Annotated in this window: 16 protein-coding genes and 1 pseudogene; 5 read left to right on the top strand and 12 right to left on the bottom strand. The window is 41.1% G+C overall.

What is annotated here, in order from left to right; all coding sequences use genetic code 11:
- Positions 1-173: 173 nt before the first annotated feature.
- Complete coding sequence (locus tag ACTUJY_RS09155; protein ID WP_463615778.1) at positions 174-1,070, top strand: hypothetical protein; 897 nt, start codon at positions 174-176, stop codon at positions 1,068-1,070.
- Positions 1,071-1,096: 26 nt separating this feature from the next.
- On the opposite strand, the gene ACTUJY_RS09150 is transcribed toward ACTUJY_RS09155, so the two are convergent.
- From ACTUJY_RS09150 to ACTUJY_RS09140, 3 genes are all read right to left on the bottom strand, one after another.
- Positions 1,097-1,465 (bottom strand): hypothetical protein, encoded by a 369-nt coding sequence (locus tag ACTUJY_RS09150; RefSeq protein WP_463615777.1) that lies wholly within the window; start codon positions 1,463-1,465, stop codon positions 1,097-1,099.
- A 72-nt stretch (positions 1,466-1,537) separates the two neighbouring features.
- Positions 1,538-2,662, bottom strand: a complete 1,125-nt coding sequence (locus ACTUJY_RS09145; RefSeq protein WP_463615776.1) for an ATP-NAD kinase family protein — start codon at positions 2,660-2,662, stop codon at positions 1,538-1,540.
- A gap of 8 nt (positions 2,663-2,670) precedes the next feature.
- Entirely contained in the window at positions 2,671-3,210 is a 540-nt protein-coding gene (locus ACTUJY_RS09140) for an elongation factor P hydroxylase (RefSeq protein WP_463615775.1), read from the bottom strand.
- Positions 3,211-3,602: 392 nt separating this feature from the next.
- Here ACTUJY_RS09140 and ACTUJY_RS09135 point away from each other — a divergent pair, with 392 nt between their 5' ends.
- The 3 genes from ACTUJY_RS09135 (at position 3,603) to ACTUJY_RS09125 (ending at position 6,917) form a co-directional block, all read left to right on the top strand.
- The gene (locus ACTUJY_RS09135) at positions 3,603-5,750 is read left to right on the top strand and encodes an adenosylcobalamin-dependent ribonucleoside-diphosphate reductase (RefSeq protein WP_463615774.1); all 2,148 of its coding nucleotides are present in this window, start codon (positions 3,603-3,605) and stop codon (positions 5,748-5,750) included.
- Positions 5,751-5,785: 35 nt separating this feature from the next.
- Entirely contained in the window at positions 5,786-6,475 is a 690-nt protein-coding gene (locus tag ACTUJY_RS09130; protein WP_463615773.1) for a TSCPD domain-containing protein, read from the top strand.
- Positions 6,476-6,644: 169 nt separating this feature from the next.
- Positions 6,645-6,917 carry a hypothetical protein gene (locus tag ACTUJY_RS09125; protein ID WP_463615772.1) on the top strand — a complete coding sequence of 91 codons (273 nt, stop codon included), beginning with the start codon at positions 6,645-6,647 and terminating at the stop codon, positions 6,915-6,917.
- Here the strand turns inward: ACTUJY_RS09125 and prmB are convergent.
- From prmB to ACTUJY_RS09105, 4 genes are all read right to left on the bottom strand, one after another.
- Positions 6,914-7,840, bottom strand: coding sequence for a 50S ribosomal protein L3 N(5)-glutamine methyltransferase (prmB, locus tag ACTUJY_RS09120; RefSeq protein WP_463615771.1), 927 nt, complete (start codon positions 7,838-7,840; stop codon positions 6,914-6,916). The genes ACTUJY_RS09125 and prmB overlap by 4 nt on opposite strands.
- Positions 7,833-8,615: a lysophospholipid acyltransferase family protein gene (locus ACTUJY_RS09115; RefSeq protein WP_463615770.1), complete on the bottom strand. Its 783-nt coding sequence runs from the start codon at positions 8,613-8,615 to the stop codon at positions 7,833-7,835. Before ACTUJY_RS09115 ends, prmB begins: the two co-directional genes overlap by 8 nt.
- Positions 8,616-8,688: 73 nt before the next feature.
- Positions 8,689-9,156, bottom strand: coding sequence for a SixA phosphatase family protein (locus tag ACTUJY_RS09110; protein ID WP_463615769.1), 468 nt, complete (start codon positions 9,154-9,156; stop codon positions 8,689-8,691).
- Positions 9,153-10,178 carry an adenosine kinase gene (locus ACTUJY_RS09105; protein ID WP_463615768.1) on the bottom strand — a complete coding sequence of 342 codons (1,026 nt, stop codon included), beginning with the start codon at positions 10,176-10,178 and terminating at the stop codon, positions 9,153-9,155. The genes ACTUJY_RS09110 and ACTUJY_RS09105 overlap by 4 nt, the downstream gene beginning before the upstream one ends.
- A gap of 166 nt (positions 10,179-10,344) precedes the next feature.
- Between ACTUJY_RS09105 and ACTUJY_RS09100 the strand changes: the two genes are divergently transcribed.
- Positions 10,345-11,196: a 6-pyruvoyl trahydropterin synthase family protein gene (locus tag ACTUJY_RS09100; protein WP_463615767.1), complete on the top strand. Its 852-nt coding sequence runs from the start codon at positions 10,345-10,347 to the stop codon at positions 11,194-11,196.
- Here the strand turns inward: ACTUJY_RS09100 and xthA are convergent, their stop codons facing one another.
- From xthA to ACTUJY_RS09075, 5 genes and pseudogenes are all read right to left on the bottom strand, one after another.
- On the bottom strand, positions 11,197-12,006 hold the full coding sequence (gene xthA / locus ACTUJY_RS09095; RefSeq protein ID WP_463615766.1) for an exodeoxyribonuclease III: 810 nt from the start codon (positions 12,004-12,006) through the stop codon (positions 11,197-11,199). It abuts the gene before it with no gap.
- 8 nt (positions 12,007-12,014) lie between these two features.
- Complete coding sequence (locus ACTUJY_RS09090; RefSeq protein ID WP_463615765.1) at positions 12,015-13,841, bottom strand: M61 family metallopeptidase; 1,827 nt, start codon at positions 13,839-13,841, stop codon at positions 12,015-12,017.
- Positions 13,842-14,138: 297 nt separating this feature from the next.
- The gene (locus ACTUJY_RS09085) at positions 14,139-18,536 is read right to left on the bottom strand and encodes an EAL domain-containing protein (RefSeq protein WP_463615764.1); all 4,398 of its coding nucleotides are present in this window, start codon (positions 18,534-18,536) and stop codon (positions 14,139-14,141) included.
- 202 nt (positions 18,537-18,738) lie between these two features.
- On the bottom strand, positions 18,739-18,831 hold the full coding sequence (locus ACTUJY_RS09080; RefSeq protein WP_463615943.1) for a hypothetical protein: 93 nt from the start codon (positions 18,829-18,831) through the stop codon (positions 18,739-18,741).
- Positions 18,832-19,213: 382 nt separating this feature from the next.
- A pseudogene (locus ACTUJY_RS09075) lies at positions 19,214-19,681 on the bottom strand (transposase); the annotation flags it as partial.
- Positions 19,682-19,766: the final 85 nt, after the last annotated feature.

Genomic DNA, 19,766 nt, shown 5'->3' with positions numbered 1-19,766 from the left:
CTTTTAAAAACAATGTGTTACCACATCTTCAACTCCTAGAGCAGCGAAGTGTGAACACGTCTTAAAGTTAGACTAAAAATTGTACATACATTGGTTAATGAAGCTTTTTCCTATCCTTGTAATAAAATGCTTAGTCATATAGTTAAACTAATTAAAATTCGATATGAGTAATCATGATAGAACGCGTTGGTCGTAAACTAATTATCATCTGCTTCATCTTGCCTGTTCATTCTGCTTTGGCAAGTTCAAACCTGTGCAGTGGTCCTTTTCCGTTCAGTACCGGACTAAACTTAAGTCAATCACTCTCAAAGAGAGCCAGTGCTGACAACTCTTCAGCAAGTGTTAAACAAGAAAACTTTAACGTTCAACTGACCTTTAAAAATCAGCATCCGAGCAACAAAACATCTTATTTTGGCATTGCTCATCAATACACCATTCTTAATATTGATGCGTTGGATGCTCAATCCAACGGCCACCATCACACGGTTTACTTTCCAATACAATTAATAAGCAACAGCTTAAACTCCAACTTTCGTCTTGCACTTGCACCTGCTTTAGCCTCCTCTTCCAACTTAAATAAGCGACCTCATCGATACAATAATAAAATGTTGCAATGGTGGGGAGCAGCGGTTTATCAGACGAAACTTACAACCGAGTGGTCATTTAAACTCGGATTTTGCAATGATTACCTTTTTGGTAAAGAACAGCTCTATCCTCACATAGGAATTAACTGGCAAAGAGAGAGCACACAATTTTTATTAAGCTATCCCGTTTTAAGTGTTCAGCATCAACTCCACGATAATTGGAATTGGAAGTTAGCTTTTGAGCCCGTTGGTGCGCAATGGTATGTTTTGGACAGAAATTTGGAACAAGGTTCGGATTTCAACTTTAAAGCTTATCGGTTTACAGCCGTACTCGATTGGCAATATTCGAAAAGCACGACATTCAGTACAATACTAGGAAAAGATTTTAGTGCGCATTACGAATTCAACCTAAATGACAACCGTAGAGTTAACTTAGACATTGAGTCATCGTTAAACCTTTCTGTGACGGTTAATTTTAGTTTTTAGTCGCTTTAAGGCTTCAAAAGACAAGGTTACTCACTGGTTAACCAGGCTTCTGCTTTTTCCAGATCAAAAAATATTTCGATTTCGATATTTTTACCTGTACAGCAGCTTAAAAAGCGCGCTCTGTCAATGGCGCTCATATTATCAAGTAAAACAGCAATTTTTCCCGAAAAAGCTTCCGCATGATCCATCATGTACTCCGCAATTGCAAAAATATCCAGTTCATTGAGTGTGCAAATAGATTGCCGCAAATCAAACAAAATATCATAAGAGTCGGGCAACTCAGGGCGCGCAGTCAAGTCTTTCAAAATGGATAAAGTTTCATCCAAATTAAACTTTCCGTCAATATCGCTTCTAATGATGTCTTTCTGGTGAAAGACTTGAAAGGATAAGTTCATGTTCAGGGCTGTATTAAGTAAAAGCTTCAAAAAGTATAGCTGTTTAATCTAAGATTTCTTCAGCTTCGAAGATTAATACTCTACCCCAACTTGATACAAAACCGCATCGTGATACCCGGTAATCACTTTTATGGTTCCTTTCAGCTCTTCATCCAGTTGAGCATCTCCACTATCCACAATCAGTGGTCGCCCATCAAGCCCTTTCAGTTTCGACTTGGTCGCAATCACATGAACATGATGCCAGCCAATCTTCCGAATCAACGCTGGAGAGATCTGTTGATTACCCCGTCCAATAATATGCCCTTGCCCACCAATTAAAGTGATGAAAATTTCCAAAGGCTTTTCTTGATTAACCAGCTCTAGTAACTCTTTTGCGGTCACATCATTAGCAACTAACTCGCCGTTTTTTATAATATCGACACCGAGTAAAGTATTTTGCAACCCCAGTTGCTCCATAATTGCGGCGCAAGTGGAACCTGATCCAATTGCGTAATAAGTATCAGGCTCCATTTGTTCGATGACATCAGCCGCAATATCTTCCAGCACCAACTCTTCCACTTCTTTGCCTCCTTGCTTGGTTGCTTGGACAAATTGCAATGAATCGGGAACCGTCATGCTGCCAAAATTTCGTGCTTTCACCTTACCCGTTCGAAAAGCTTCTTCATCAATATCCATAACAGAGGCTTCACGGAGTGACAAAATTTCGCCAGCTGCTAACTGACCAATTAGCACGCCAGCGGCTTTTGGTGTAACGGCATAAACTCCCGAATGTATTTTGCAACCGGTAGGAATTCCGAGTACTGGAATATCGTCGTTTAATGCCGCAAAGACATCTCTTGCGGTGCCATCACCTCCAGCAAAAAGAATAAGATCGACAGACTCTTTTTCAAACAATTTAATCAATCGCTGCGTATCGCTGGCATGGCTGGGCTGTTTAACTTGTGCGATCACTTGCGTGTTAAACCCGGCTTTACGAGCAGCGGTTTCTCCCATGTTCCCCGAAGCGGTTAACAGTTTAATATTTGATCGTAAATTTGCCGGAATATTTTCCAAGGCCGTTTGCGCTTTTAAAGGAGAGAGCTGCTCGGCCCCACGACGCAAAGCTTCCTCGCGAATGTCGGTCCCATCGCTGCCTTTCAAAGCGACACTGCCCCCGATACCCGCAAATGGATTGACAAGAAAACCCACAGTAAACATTTCAACCCCTATAAGTAGCGTTTGGCGCTTTGTGGAAACGGAGGTTTAATCCCATCCAAATATTGATTGATGAGACTATCGAACAATATCTGCGCTCGTATTGGTAAACCATTATGCCAATATTCGTACAGTTGTGCCGATACGGCTTTTTTAAAGGTTTCTGACGCGCCAATGTCGCTGCCAAGGTTATCTGCTGAAAAATGAAAGGTTTGTTTGCAAGCTATCGAAAGTGCCCACTCAACAGCTTGAGGTTTAACTTCGACCTGCTCAAATGCTTTTTGTTTGGCTTCGGTTCGTCCATCCGGGCTATACCAATAGCCGAAATCGTCGATTTTTCGGCGCTCTTTTCCTGCAATGGTCCAATGCGCTATTTCATGCAAAGCACTGGATAAAAAGTCTTCGCGCGATTGCACTTCTGCAGGTAGTTCACCTCGTGCCGCCTGATAAAAAGGTTCCTCTTTTCCAAATACCAGACGTGTATTTTCACTGAAGAGAAACAGCTCGTTGAATAATTCTTGCAATTGCTTAAGTTTGATAATTTCAGGCACAGATAAAACTACAAGTTTAAGGTCTAAAAAGCGTCGTATTTTATAGCAAAACTGACTAAATTTCAGTCCCAGTTTATTTCTTAAAAAATATCGAAAACAGGATATAAATTAAACACTTAGATAGGTAGTCGATCACCCCAAAAAGTCAATGAAAATAATTTTTTTTTGAAATTTTCCCAACATTCAAAGATATAGCGAAACATTGTGCAGAACAGCACCACATATAGAGATATTTTTGTTTGTCACAATTTTTAAGATCCTATATATTGTGATTATTCCAAGGCGAGCCACCATATCTTGTACAGATATTCATCTGTGCTCACTGGCTTTCCACAAGTTTACCAGCCGTTATCAACAGACTTATACACACACAGCGAAGGGATCGGAGCACCATGACAGCGCTAAAAAAACAAATAGAAGCTAGTAACTTTGACATCGAACTTCAATCCACCTCGGTCGACATCTGGGATACCAAATACCGCTTAAAAGCAAAAGACGGTAGCCCGGTTGATGAAACCATTGATGCAACTTACCAAAGGGTGGCAAGAGCTTTGGCGGATGTTGAAGCCAAAGAGAAACAAGAAGAATGCTACGAACAATTTTTATGGGCGTTACGCAACGGTGTGATACCTGCCGGCCGAATTATGTCGAATGCGGGCGCACTGGCGCATAAACCAGCCACCTCCACCATCAACTGCACGGTTTCTGGCACCATCGGCGATTCGATGGACGATATTTTAGCCAAAGTACACGAAGCAGGCCTTACATTAAAAGCCGGTTGTGGTATCGGGTATGAGTTTTCTACTTTACGCCCGAAAAATGCTTACGTTTCTGGTGCTGGCGCCTATACCTCGGGTCCATTGTCGTTTATGGATATCTACGACAAAATGTGTTTTACCGTATCAAGTGCGGGAGGTCGTCGTGGCGCTCAAATGGCAACGTTTGATGTGGGCCATCCCGATGTTATGGATTTCATTAGAGCTAAACGAGAAAATGGTCGTTTACGTCAGTTCAATTTATCTCTTTTGATCACCGATGAATTTATGCAAGCGGTCATTGGAGACACCGACTGGCATTTGGCTTTTCCGCTTTCTGAAAAAGAAGTGGAGATCGATAATATCGATGTTAAAAACCCTGAGCAGGTCATTTGGCGTGATTGGCCGCAAAAGGAAGGTTATATCACCGACAAAGAAGGTCGAGTCGCTTGTCGGATTCACAAAACCATTCGTGCAAAAAACTTGTGGAATTTGATTATGTCATCCACTTACGATTTTGCCGAGCCAGGATTCATCTTAATCGACAAAGTCAACGAAAAGAACAACAATTGGTTCTGTGAAAACATACGTGCAACCAACCCTTGTGGTGAGCAGCCTTTGCCACCTTATGGTTCCTGTTTGTTAGGCTCGGTCAACCTCACTAAATTTGTCAAAAAGCCCTTTACTGAAAAAGCCGAGTTTGACTGGGAAAAATTCCGTAAAGCGGTAAGCATATTCACACGTATGCTCGATAATGTCGTCGAAATTAACGGCCTACCGCTCGAAGGTCAACGGAAAGAAATTTTAAACAAGCGCCGACACGGAATGGGCTATTTAGGCTTAGGATCAACGCTAACGATGCTCCGTAAAAAGTATGGCTCAAAAGAGTCGGTAGAGTTTACCGAAGAAGTTACCAAAGCTTTGGCAATGGAAGGCTGGCGCACAGCGCTGGATCTGGCAAAGGAAAAAGGCCCGGCACCCATTATGGAACAAGACTTTAAAGTGACTGGCGAAATGCTGCGTTTACGCCCTGAAATGAAAAAAGACGGCATTAAAGTTGGCGACAAAATTAAAGGTAAAGTGTTACATGCAAAATACAGTCGCTACATGCAACAAGTCGCACAGGAAGACCCCGAGCTAGCAAAAGAGCTGGCTGAAATTGGTGCTCGCTTTACCCACCACTCTTCGATTGCACCAACGGGAACGATTTCTTTGTCGTTGGCTAACAATGCCAGTAATGGTATTGAGCCAAGTTTCGCGCATCATTACTCTCGAAATGTGATTCGAGAAGGTAAAAAGTCAAAAGAGAAAGTGGATGTATTCTCATTCGAGTTGCTGGCTTATCGTGCGTTGGTAAACCCTAAAGCCATGCCATTTTCCGAAAATGAAGAAGAAAAGTTACCAGAGTACTTTGTCACTTCCGATGACATTACGCCAACTCAACATGTTGATATTCAAGCCGCTTCGCAAAAGTGGATTGACTCTTCAATCTCAAAAACGGCAAACGTGCCGACCGATTTCGATTACGAAGAGTTTAAAGACATCTATACCTACGCCTACAAACAAGGTTTAAAAGGCTGTACAACGTTCCGCTTTAACCCGGAAGTGTTCCAGGGCGTATTGGTAAAAGAAAAAGATTTGGAAAATACGACATACCAATTCACTCTAGAAGATGGCAGTACCATTGAAGTGAAAGGTAATGAAGAAATAGAATACGACGGTGAAACTCATACCGCAGCCAACCTGTTTGACGCCTTGAAAGAAGGTTATTACGGAAAACTTTAACCATCCACTCAAGGCAACGTTTAAGGAATTAGAAAATGGCACACAAAATTGACAAAGCTATCGTCGGCTACAAAATTAAAAAAGACGAAGTTGAAAATACACCCGTAGTAAAAGAAGATAAGCCCAGCGCAGAGATCGTACAAATGCACGAAAGTGTTGAACGTCCAGAAATGCTGCTCGGTTCGACTTATAAAATTAAAACGCCGTTATCGGAGCACGCACTTTATGTCACCATTAATGACATCGTGCTCAATCCGGGTACCGAACATGAGTTACGTCGACCTTTTGAGATTTTTATAAACTCAAAAAATATGGACCACTTTCAATGGGTCGTGGCTTTAACGCGCGTTGTTTCGGCCGTTTTTCGTAAAGGTGGTGATTGCACCTTCCTTGCAGAAGAGCTTAAAGCGGTTTTTGATCCCAAAGGTGGTTACTTTAAACGCGGTGGTCGTTTTATGCCTTCGTTGGTTGCTGAAATTGGCGAAGCAATCGAATCTCATTTAAAAATGATTGGTTTGCTGAAAGACGATAACTTGGACGAACACCAAAAAGCGCTGATCGACGAAAAACGCAAGCAGTTTGAAGGTGCGCAAGCCAGCGAATCTAAGTCGGATTCGGAATACCCGGAAGGCGCTCAACTTTGTAATAAGTGTATGGTGAAAGCTTCCATTCTGATGGACGGCTGCATGACCTGCTTGAATTGCGGCGACTCCAAGTGTGGGTAAAACCAATTCTAAGCTCAAAGTTCTAAGCTCTAAGTAGTAAGTGCCATATACGTCGCTATGTCTACTTAGTGCTTAGGACTTCCCCTCCCCACAACATCCCAAAAAGAGATATTCAACTTCCGACAAAAATTGACTATAATTACAACGTTTTCCAGCAAGTAGTCACCTTATGCCAGCACAAATCGTAAAAGTTGAACCCAGTAAGCTCGATCAAGATTGTATGGAAGTCACGCTTAGGCTGATGCCCAGTAAATGGGAACAGTGGATGGGACGAAAGGAAAAAACCGTCGTTTACAAAGGTCAAGGAAATGACTGGTATCGTTATCCCTGCTTTACTCCGGCACCCGGTAAATTGGCAAAACTGTTAAAGTCCATTTATCGCGGATGGGAGTTTCGCCATATTCAATATCATTTTCGGCAACGAATCAAAAATACCGGTTAATTTTTAAAGTGCTTCAGCTGTTCGCGCGTTAAAATAAAAACACCATCTCCACCACGTTCAAAACTCACCCAGTCAAACGGTACTTCCGGATACGCTGCGGCTAAAGCTGGCCAACTGTTTCCAACTTCCACAACCAAAATACCATTTTCAGTTAAATAATCTGCGGCTTGCGCTAGAATACGTCGAGTCAAATCCAGCCCATCTTCACCGGATGCCAAGCCAAGCTCAGGTTCCTGTCGATATTCCTCAGGTAAATCGAACATATCTTCGGCGTCCACATACGGTGGATTCGATACAATAATATCGAATTGTTGTTCCGGAACTTGATCAAAGCAGTCACTTTGCAAAAGACAAAGTTGTTCTTCCAGTCCGTGTTGTTCAACATTCGCTTCTGCTACAGCCAATGCATCGCTTGAAATATCGGTTGCTGTGACAAATGCATTTTCAAAATAGTGTGCACAGGCAATAGCGATACAACCACTGCCGGTACAGAGATCAAGAATTGACACTACGGAGTCCGGATCAGTCCAACGCGCAAACCGGTTTTCAATCAACTCAGCAATGGGCGAACGAGGAACTAACACACGCTCATCCACATAAAAGGGTAAGCCGCAAAAAAGAGAAAAATTCGTAATGTAAGCTAAGGGTTTTCGATGATTAATTCTTTGATCAACAAACTCGATAACTTTGGATTTTTCGCTACTTGTTAATCTTGCAGGGTACATTTTTTCGGGCAAGTCAAACGGCAGGTTAAGCGCCTGTAGAACCAATGCGTGCGCTTCGTCCCAAGGGTTATCCGTGCCATGACCAAAATAAACACCCGCTTCGTCTAACCGGCTGGTGACCCATCGTATCCAATCAGCAATGGTGAATAAATCTTTTACGGCGTCCTGCATTTGCTCTTCGCTTAAACAATCAGTCATTTTTCCACTGCCCCATTTCCGGCTCCAACATGGTTTGCATTCGTACGCGAACTTCTTCCGTTAGTTTATTACGCGAATCAAAACTAAACTCCGCTGCATCTATCGGCTTACCGATTCGGAACTCAACGGTTTGATTCAAGTTTAATCGAAAAGTTTTTGTTGGCAAAACGCGATGAATGTCTTTGATAACCACTGGCACTATCAAAGCACCCGTTTGAATGGCTAAATGCATCCCACCCTTTTTAAAAGGCAGTAATTGCCCATCTTTCGAACGTGTCCCTTCCGGTGCGATCCAAATATTAATGCCGTCTTCCATTTTTTTACGAGCAAAATCCAGATCCCGTTTCGCTCGTTCTTTGTCTTGTCGGTCTATCGACATAAACTCACTCATTAACATAGCCCGACCAAATAAGGGTATCTTGAAAAGCTCTCTTTTTGCCAACATTCGTACACTGCCATTAATCGCAAGAAAACTGACAGGAATATCGTAAGCACTGGAGTGATTGCACATGATGATGCATGGCTTGCCGGGATAAGGCTTAAACTCTCCAACCACTTGAATATTCATACCCACGAGTTTCAACAACGAACTGGACCACTGACGAATGACAGTATCGATTTTCTCGCGTGGTTGTTTGGTAAACAACACCACCCCAATGGCTTTCCAACAATAATAAAAGGTCAATACCCAGGTGCTGAGAGTAATAAAAACAGTACGCCACAAACCTGCACGAGACTCGGCACGGTTACGACTAAAAACTAACGGCTGGTTCAAGGTGGGTTCCCGGTTATTGCGAAAGCGGGCAATTTTACGAGTTTTACGCCCGAAAAGCCATTGCCTACAGCACTTAAGAGGTCTGTGGGCTGGGAGAGTAAATCGCCGAAACTTGCCAGTTGAGTTCCGGTTTGAGTTGAATACAATGCACAAGTTGACCAGTGAGAAAACCGCCTATCCGCTCATCGTGTGTGAGTCTATGAGTTAGCCGGCCTACCAGCGGCATATGGCTGACCAAAAGCAAGTTTTCAAACTCGGTCGCATTAATCAGCTCTTCAGTCAGCTCTACGCCTGACTCTGGTTTAAGCAATGCTTCTTCCCTTTGATCGATAATGTCACAATCACAGTTTTTCAAGAACTGGGCACAACTTTGCTGCGCCCGTAAATAAGGACTGCACCAGACCTTCAGCGGTTTAATACTTTCCACTTTTTTCGCTACAGAGGCGATTTCTTTAAGTCCGGCTTCAGAGAGCGCTCTTGATTCATCACTGTCGGCTTTCCAGCTTGCCGCTCCGTGGCGTAAAATCCATAAGTTTTTCATGCAAAATTACCTTTAAGGTAAGCTTTTACCTGCTTTAGTCCATCAGCTGATAATCGGGGGCCAAACTCGGTGACCAAGTGCCCCGCAGCAAAGCTTGCCAATTGACCACACTGCTTAAAACTCAGCTTATGATTAAGGCCGTACAAAAATGCCCCTGCAAAAAGATCACCGGCACCATTGGTATCAACCGCCTTCACTTTCTGTGCTGAAACAGAAATTTGCTGCTCACCATCCCAAAGTAATGCACCATCAGAACCCGTGGTAATTGCAAATTGAGTAGCCCACCCTTTTAACGCTTCAAAGGCATCTTCCAATGTTTCGCTACCTGTAAACATCAGTGCTTCATCTCGATTGCAAAACAGCAAATCCACACCTTTTCCCAGCATATCTTTCAATCCATCGGCGAAAAACTTTACCATGCTGGGATCCGAAAATGACATAGCCGTTTTAATGTTGTTTTCCCGTGCAAAACCACGTGCTTTTATTGCCGCTTCACGCGCTGCGTCCGTACTCACGAGATAACCTTCGATGTAAAGCCATTCCGATCGTAGCAGTGCTGACTCATCAATTTGTGAGTAGCTGAGATCACCGGTGATACCAAGATGCGTGTTCATTGTTCGGTCAGCGTCTGGTGTAACCATTACCAGGCACTTTCCTGTATGGCCCGGTTCACGCTCATGATGGTTTAAATTAGAGTCGACGCCTTCCTGTTTTAAATCATCTGCATAAAAATCACCCGTTTCGTCATTGGCGATTTTGCAGCTATAAAAGCATTCGGCCCCCAGTTTCGCTGCGCCAATTACCGTATTGGCCGCCGAACCACCACAAGCACGTTTGTGATGCGTTCCAGGTAATGCTTCGAGTAAAAAGTTTTGTCGCTCCTCATCCACCAAGGTCATGACACCTTTGTCAATGCCAAGGCGCGCCAACTCCTCTTCCGTTACCTCAATTTCAATATCGACCAGCGCATTGCCAATCCCATAAATATGATAATTTTTCATTTGTGCAACCTTGATTTGCATCAGTCCCCGCCCGCAGAGCTGTTGAACGAGATAACTTTAAGTTCACAGATCCCGAGTGAGGCTTCATTATGCTAAACTTCGCAAACGGTAATGAATTCACACCCTCTGCATGATTAGCCAAAAATCCAGCAGGAAAGGTACTCGTTGAAGAAGATAAATTCAAGACATGACGCAATTATTTGTTGAACAACTGACGGTAATCGACTTTTCTTACTTTCATCCAAACCGCGGAATCGTTGGTGAAAGCTGGATAATGGACGTTGAACTCGAAGGGAGCCTCGATGAAAACGGTATGGTTTTCGATTTCGCACATGTGAAAAAGCAAATCAAAGCGCACGTGGATCAACTGATCGATCATAAATTTTTGGTACCGCAAAGATACGACGATCTGACATTGGAGCAGATCGATGATCAACTCATCATGACGCTTAAAACCCGAGATGGCGCGGAATACCGACATCGTTCACCGGAACAGGCTGTTGCCTTAATTCCAGCGAAAAAAGTCGACTTTGAGAGTGTTCTCCCCTACTTACATCAGAGCTTACTGAATATTTTACCGTCTAATGTGACCGGACTGAGTATCAATTTACGCAATGAAGTCATAGAAGGCGCCTATTATCATTATTCCCATGGGCTGAAAAAACACTACGGCGATTGTCAACGTATCGCACACGGACATCGTTCTCGCATTGTGGTGTTACGTAATAATCAACGTGATCAAGCGTTGGAACATGCCATCGCTGAAAAGTGGCGAGATATATACTTGATCACCAATGAAGATCTGGTCGAAAAGTTTACTATCAACGATGAACCCTATGTAAAAGTAGCCTATCAGGCCAATCAGGGAGCCTTTGAATTAAGCTTACCGCAAAGAGTTTGCGACTTCTTAAATACCGATTCAACAGTTGAGCTCATTGCGGAGCATTTGGCAGCAGAATTGAAACAACAATACCCGGGCGATGTTATTAAAATACGCGCCTTTGAAGGTGTTCAAAAAGGCGCCATCGCAAGTTGCTAGTTATTCTATTTTGAATTCACTCCAAATTGGACAATGATCAGAAGGCTTTTCCATTCCACGAATGTCATAGTCAATGGCTGAGGCGATGCATTGATCGTGCAAACTTTTAGAGGCAAGAATTAAATCGATACGTAAACCTCGTTTGGGATCGTCTTCAAATCCTTTACTTCGATAATCAAACCAACTGAACCGATCATTCACTTGCGGATAATGCTTGCGATACGTATCAAAATAACCTTTCGACATCAATAACGCCATCCACTCTCTTTCTTCAGGTAAAAAGCTGCATTTACCAGTACGTAACCAGCGTTTACGATTTGCCTCTCCAATGCCGATATCAGCGTCGGTATGAGAAATATTGAAATCACCCAGAATAATAAAATTTTCACAATCAAGTTCGTCCAGCATTAAATTCAAGTCCGCATAAAATTTTTGCTTCGCGGGAAACTTAACTTCATGCGCTCGATTTTCACCTTGCGGAAAATAACCGTTAAAAACACCAATTCTTTTGCCATTAATCTGATAAAAAGTCGTAATTGCGCGTCTTTGTGCGTCCACGTCATCGTTCTTAAAACCTTTAATCACTTCAACAGGTTGCGTTTTTGAAAAAGTCGCTACGCCGTAATGACCTTTTTGACCGTGGTAATCGACAAAATAACCTAAGTCGCCGACTTCTGATAATGGGAAATCGTCATCGGACACTTTCGTTTCCTGCAAACAAATGACATCAGGATCGATACGATCGATGACCGCTTGTAATTGATGCACTCTGGCACGAAGGCTATTGATATTAAATGATACAACTTTCATAAAACTCCCTAATTGGATAGCCATTTAACGGTTGGTAATTCAGTACTCTCTTGTTTTACTAATCGACAGGTATTCGCTTCAGCTGTTTTCAATTGAAATTTAGATTCATATAAACGCTCATGCCGAAAATAATGTAGAGTAACCATTTGATCAGGCTCCAGCAACGAAAATCGCGATTCCAGATTAGTCGCATCTACTTTGATATGATCCAGTGCGACAACGATATCGCCAGTTGCCAAACCCGCTAAGTAAGCATTGGAATCATGGAAGACAGTAACAATTTCGGCGCCAGCATTATTGGGTTTTACCGTTGCTCCTAAGTTAACATCAACATTGGAATCTTCTGCAACCAATGCTTTATAACTGGGTACCGAGTGCCAGAATAGGTCAACACCTGCCCAACTGAGAAACTCTTTTATTGGCAACTCTCTCATGGAATACACGTATTGATCGAAAAAGTCCTTCAATTCCAAATTAAATTCCCGATCAAATATTCTTTCTAGCTCTCCTTCTTCAAGACCAACCTGTTTCATTCCATAATGTTGCCACAAATATTGCATTACTTGATCAAGACTTTTTTGATTATTTGATTGTTTACGGACCAATAAATCAAGACACAGTGCGATCAATTTACCTTTAGTGTAATAACTTACAATAGCATTGGGCGCGTTTTGATCCTGTTGGTAAAAGCGAGTCCAAGCATCGAAGGAAGAATCAGCAACCGACTGCAAATGACGACCTTTTCCTCGGTGCACCCGGGTAATCGCTTCGGCCAGTAATTTTAAATATTCCTCCTCGGTTAAAACACCACTTTTATAAGCCATCCGATCTTCATAATACGAAGTAAACCCTTCGAAAATCCAAAGTTGCTTTGTATAAGTCTCTCGATCCAGTTGATAAGGTAAAAAAGCTTTCGGTTTAATCTGCTTCACATTCCAAGTATGAAAATACTCATGGCTACACAGTGTTAAAAAGTTAATATATTCGGAGGTTTTTCTAATTGTTTTGGCGTTAATAAGATCTGCGTAGCCACAATGCAAAGCGGTAGAACTTCGGTGCTCAAGCCCTCCATAACCTTGTGGTAATACATGAACGAGAAACAAGTATTTGTTAACGCACTTTGGTAAACTTCCAAAAAACTCAACTTGTTTTTCACAAATTGCTGTTAAGTCACTGACAATACGTGGCATATCACCATTATGCTCTCCGGTGATAATTAACTCATGAGGAATGCCTTTTACTGAAAAGCTAAAACGGCCAAAACGCCCCATTTCAACTGGGTGATCGATCAGTTCATCGTAGTTTTCACACCAATAATTACCAAATCCCCTGTCCAGTTCAGAAGTTAAACCGTTAACATGTTGAGCCGGTTTCATAGCTGTTGCCACCTGCCATGATTCTGAACCAGAAAAGTCGGGCTTATGTATGGTTAGGTAACACTCCTCATTTTCCATACCTTCAATCTGAAAAAACAAACTGGTGCCATTAAAAAATCCATGCGTTTGATCAAGGTGCGCGCCTCTTACTGAAAGGTCCCAAGCGTACACAAGGTATTCAATGTCAACTCTTTCCTTTCTATTTTTGACAACCCAGCAACTTTTATCTCGCTTCGAATGCTCAACATTTTTACCCAACGAATCGGTTACTTTAAAGTCGACAATATGTTTGGAAAAATCTCGAATCATGTAACTGCCAGGAATCCAGTTCGGGAGTTTTAATACCAATTCGGGTTTAGTGCTGGAAACACTGAATTTGACTTTAAATAAGTGAGCTACGGCATCTTCAACGGATACTTGATAATGAAGCTTTATAATTGACTTTGATTGCTTACTCATAACGTTGTTGACTTAATTTATCGATTTTAACGGGATTTTAATATAAATCGACTCTACTGATAACTGTTACCTGAAAAGAGTACCACTCATGAGTGATGCAAAGATTCAAGTGCTTCGATATATTGAATTTTACGACGAGTCTTGGAAATCTTTAGTTTTATTATTTAAAATTTCCAACTCCACTTATAACGCCTAGGGCTTAGGGCTTAGGGCTTAGGGCTTAGGGCTTAGGGCTTAGGGCTTAGGGCTTAGGGCTTAGGGCTTAGGGCTTAGGGCTTAGGGCTTAGGGCTTAGGGCTTAGGGCTTATTAGAGGATTTTATAAGCTCTTCTAACGCCTGCCCACTGCAAGGCTTACTGAAGTAATACCCCTGCGCAAATTGACAATTGTGCGCCTTAAGATATTCTAATTGTGCTTTTGACTCAACCCCTTCAGCTACAACCACCATTCCTAAACTACCAGCAAGTGCAATAATGGCATTCACAATCGTTTCTTCTTTAGTATTTTCTCGAATATCTGCGATAAACTCCTTATCAATTTTCAGTTCATCAATGGCGAATCGCTTAAGATAACTCAGTGATGAATACCCAGTACCAAAGTCATCAATCGAAACGGTGACACCAAGCAGTTTTAAACGATTAACGACATCGCTGGTCTGACTGGCATTCGCCATTAAGAGGCTTTCTGTAATTTCAATTTTTAATAGTTCAGGATTAATACGGGAGTAATCTAAAATTTCTTTCACTTCGTCGACAAAGGTGTCAGACATAAGTTGCCTAACCGATACATTTACAGCTATTGTCAGTGGTTCATTGTATTGATTTGCTAAGTAGTTGATTTTTTCGCAAACTGTCTGTAGTACAAAATGTCCTATTTTAAGAATCATGCCCGATTCTTCGGCCAGCGGAATAAAGTCCGAAGGAAACACTTGGCCTAATTCAGGACTATTCCAACGGATTAAAGCTTCCGCAGCTACCACTTTTTGATCCGATAAACGAACAATGGGCTGAAAAACCAAATACAACTCATTGTTGTCTACTGCATTGCGCAAATAGTTCTCAATACTAATTCTTTGAATTAATTTTTCGTGCATTTCTCCTTGATAAAAATAGAAGCAATTTTTTCCTTTATCTTTAGCGTAATACATAGCGGTATCGGCATACTTCATTAAGGCTTCAGGTTCAATGGAGTCGTTCGGAAATTGGCTAATACCGATACTGCAACTAATGTTCACCTGGTTTTCGCCAATATCAATAGGCACTTGTAAATTTTCGAGCACTTTTTGTGCAATAATCTCGAGTTGTTGTTCACTTTGATAGTCTTCAACAATTAGAATAAATTCATCGCCACTGAGTCGTGCCAAAGTATCTCCATCTCTTATACAGTTACTGATAATTTCCGATACTTTTTTCAGTAAACGGTCTCCAGCATGGTGACCGAATGAATCATTCACTTTCTTAAATCCATCTAAGTCGATAAACATTACTGCAATTTTATGATGGTGACGGCGAGCCAAGGCAATTGCGTGATGCAATCTATCAAAAAACAAATTACGGTTCGGCAGCCCGGTTAATGCATCATAACGCGCTAAAAAGCTCAACTCTTCTTCGGCTTTTCGTTTTTCAGTAATGTTGTTAAAAATTAGAACGCTCAAATACTCTTCCAACTCTTCATCGGTAATATGGAATGCTTCTAACGCACATAAAATATCCTTCCCATCAGCACAGCGAATCCAAAACTCACCAAACCAGCGGCCCTCTAATTCAAACTCATTCCAGATTTTATCGTAATACTGATCCGAATGTTTACTTGAGCGTAGATGAATCAAGCTTCGCTCTATGACCTCATCAAAATCGTAGCCAGTCATTCGGGAAAATGCCGAGTTAACAAAAGCAACTTTTCGCTGATTATCCATGACGACGACCGCTTCAGCCATGTTTCGAATAATTTCATTCGATAACACACTTTCGAGTTGGGCTCGTTTTAAGTGTGTAATGTCAGTATAGGTGCCCGTCGCACGTAAAATTTCGCCATCAGCACTCTGCTCTATAACTTTTCCTTTATCATGAACCCATTTCCAACCACCATCCTTTGAGCAAACTCGATACTGAATATCGAACTCATCTTTATCTCGCAAAAACCGTTCTCGCTCATTGATGACATTAGGTAAATCTTTTGGATGTACTACTTTATCAATAAATTCAAAGCTGCTTGCAGACTCATCAAGATCAAAGAAGTGCTCTACGTTAAATCGAATCATTTCGTTTTTACTTCGCACCCAGTCCCAAAGCCCTTGCTCGCTGGCTGTAAGCGCCATTGTCAATCGCTCTTCATTAGTTTTTATGACTTCTAACGCACGTTTATTTTGTTGACGACGACGGTACTCCTGCATTCCAAGAACGAAAACAAACAAACTGATAACTGACAAATAAATTAGTTTAGCCGCTGTCGTCTCCCAAAATATAGGATGTATTTTAAACTGAAAACTATTCCTCGACTGAACCCAATCACTGCCACCTACTCTAGACTCTAACTGCAACGAATAATCTCCTGGCTTCAATCCGGCGAGTACAATTTCATTTCGTTCGCCAATATTGATGTAGTTTTGCTGATTCAAGCGGTAACGAAATATTGGTTTTTGCGTCAAACTCAAATTGGTATTAGCAAACTTAACAGTAAATACATTTTGCAAGCGATTAAACTCTAGTCTTTCGTTTGGCAAAATATGCAACCGAGTGAAATTTTCATCATACATTACTTGATAAATCCAAACCGGCTTAGTCACCTTTCTTACTTTTGATAATGAATTAATGATCGTTAACCCATTGATTCCTCCAAAATATATATTGTTATTAAAATCTCTATATTTCGCAGCTCCGTTAAACTCAAGTTGCCCAAGATGCTTTTCATTTTGGAAATGTGTGAATGTATTGTCAGTCATAGAAAAATAACTCACTCCCTGATTTGAAGTAAACCAAATACCCTCATCGTAATGGCGCTCCATTGCATACACAGTATTGTCTGGCAAACCTTGATTACGTCCGAAATATTGTGATGAAAGCAATTGTCCTGATTCAAACGTAAATTCTACTAATCCAGCATGAGTACCTACATAGTATTTATTTTCAGAAAACTGTATTACATCTCTCACTAATACACTATCCAAAAGTGATGTTGAAGAGACAGGCAATACTTGATTCCCTTTAAATTCATATTCATTTAAATCAAGTCCTTTTAAGTGTGCTATCCAAACGCGATTTTTACTATCGACATAGGTTTTTAAAATGATCGGTACGGTAGACTGATGCCCTCCAATGCGTTTATCCTGGAATACCACTTCATTTTCAATTGAGTTATAAAACAAAACGCCGAGATCATTAGTACCTATTAAGATCCAATCCTTTAGTTTAGAAAGACTACGAATCATTAAATTTTTTAAAACGCCATGATTATCAACAATTGTTGTAAGTTCATTATTAATTGAGTCATATGCTTTTAATCCTTTGTCCGTCGCCACCCAAACCACATCATCATCCATATTTAAAATATCTAGCACGCGAATTTTATCACTTATAACTTCCTGCACTTTTCTATCGTATGATACGCGAGTGAGGCCACTATCGGTTCCAAGTATTAAAAACTGACTATTCCCACTGACACTGCGGATGTGATTATTCGCGATGGAACCTTCTTTATCTTTTAACTGAAAGGTCTCAAATTTTTGCCCAAGTAAATCGTAGCCTAATAGTCCCTGTGTCGCAGTGCCAATCCAGAGCACTTGCTCACTGCTTATATAGAGATTACGTAAAGCCAGTTCACTAAGATTACTGTTTCTATAATCGAAAAGTATTGCTTCTTGACCTTTGAGCGAGATTAGGTATAAACCGACACCTTCAATAGAAAGCCATAAATGTTCCTGGTCATCAATCACCATTCCAGAAATTTGCGCATTGTCGATTGCTTTTATTCTAACCGATGATGCCCACTTTCCACTCTTATCTTTTATATAGAAAGAACCATTGGATACGACGACTAATTTCTCATAATAAAACTTAGCGTATTGTATTTTATCTTTAATTTCTGGAGGTAAATTAATGGTATCAAGAGTATCGACTTCAATTAATTGCGTACCATTAACAAGTAAAACCGATGTATCGAGAATGCCACTTCGCTCACACTTAAACAACCTAAGTGACTTTGCGCTATATACTTTATTTAATGCCCTACTTTGTAATGAAAATTGGAACAATTGAGTATCAGAGATCAAATATAAAACATTTTTTTTCGGGTCGTATTGTATGTTTTGAACTGCACCAATTGATGCAAATTCATCATCACCGAGTATTCGGTTAAACTTCATTTGCGTTCGATCGAGCTGACTGATGCCATTAAGACTCAATACCCAAAGATCACCGTTTCGTGACGATGTTATATCTTTGATAAAACTATCGAACAAACCTTGATTACTTTGTAATTCACTTTGAAATAAAAACAGATCGTGACCATTATAAAAATGCAGTCCGCTTTGCGTACCAATCCATAAAAAGCCGTAAGAATCTTCATGAACGACTTCTATCGTATTCTGATTCAGTTTGTTTTCTGCCAGCAACTCATCCACAACCAAACGCTGCGGTAAATCTGCGACTGCAGCCCAAGAAGATAACAGAACAAAGAAAGATAACCAATTGCGTAACAAAATGAATTAATTACCATGATTTTCAAGTAATTAGAGTATAGCTAAGAAATAAGAATACGTCGGTTTGGCTTAAACGTTAGAACACAATAAGAAAAGTGCAGCTATCCCGTAAACAATGACTCGACCAAGAACAACCTAGCGAAATCAGCGTAATGAGTATTGCAATTTAGATCGCCCGTATTGGCGAAGATTATTTAATATCTCAAATTAGAAATATCAGGAGAAGAATCAAACTGAGAGAAAGAATGGTGCCCGGGGCCGGAGTCGAACCGGCACGGTGTTGCCACCGAGGGATTTTAAGTCAGAATCGAATGAGTTAAGAATTAATACCTTATCCTCAATTTTCCGAATATTTCTTAGTAAATTTATCACTTATAATTCAATATGTTACATTTAGAGTGGTTTAAATATTCGGAAAGATTACCGCATTCTTTGCTATATGTATCTAACCTATTAAAATTCTAGAATGTACTGTTTCGAATCCAATAAATTCAGGATAAACCAATGGACTTAGGTATAGTTTTAGCGATTATTTCTATTCTAATTACATTTTGTTTACTCATCGCCGGCAGAAAGCCAAGGTTAATAGCTAACAGCAGTGGCACCAAACTCTGTGGTCCCAGTGGGCTCAATTGATGCCGAGCGCTAGAAATATGGACTACCCGCTTATCCTAAAGAATTTTCACCATAATACAGTCGAGATAGACTATCGAATAGATACTGTCCAAAGGGCATGACTGCCACTTTATCACTTGCTCCATCACCGCATTAGTGACGCGTGATACCAATGTTGGAGAGATATCGGCGCCATACCACTCATTAGTGGCATCGACTATATCGCGGGTACTCATGCCTTGAGCGTAGAGCCACAAGGTTTTATCGTCCATAGAGGTTAAGCGAGATTGATACTTCTTAACTAGCTTAGGTTCGAACGAGCCGTCTCAGTCACGTGGCGTATCCAGCTCAAATTTTCCGTCTTCGGTCTTGACGCGCTTGCTGGTTTTACCGTTTCAACTATTACTGGACGTGGAGTTTTGATACTTCTCATAGCCTAGATGTTCATCCATCTCTGCATTCAACGCCGCTTCGACGGCTATCTTTTTCAACATCTGGGTGAACTTGTTTAAATCGTCAGGTGTTTTAATGCCTTTGGCTGCTTCCTTGGCGGAAGTTTACTGGACGTTCACAATACTTCCGTTTTAAAAATTTGATTGAGCGAGTGTATTGAAA

The organism is Pleionea sp. WD8-19 (assembly GCF_055326765.1).
Note: the sequence above shows the minus strand (reverse complement) of the source record. Positions and strands in the feature narration are given on the sequence as shown.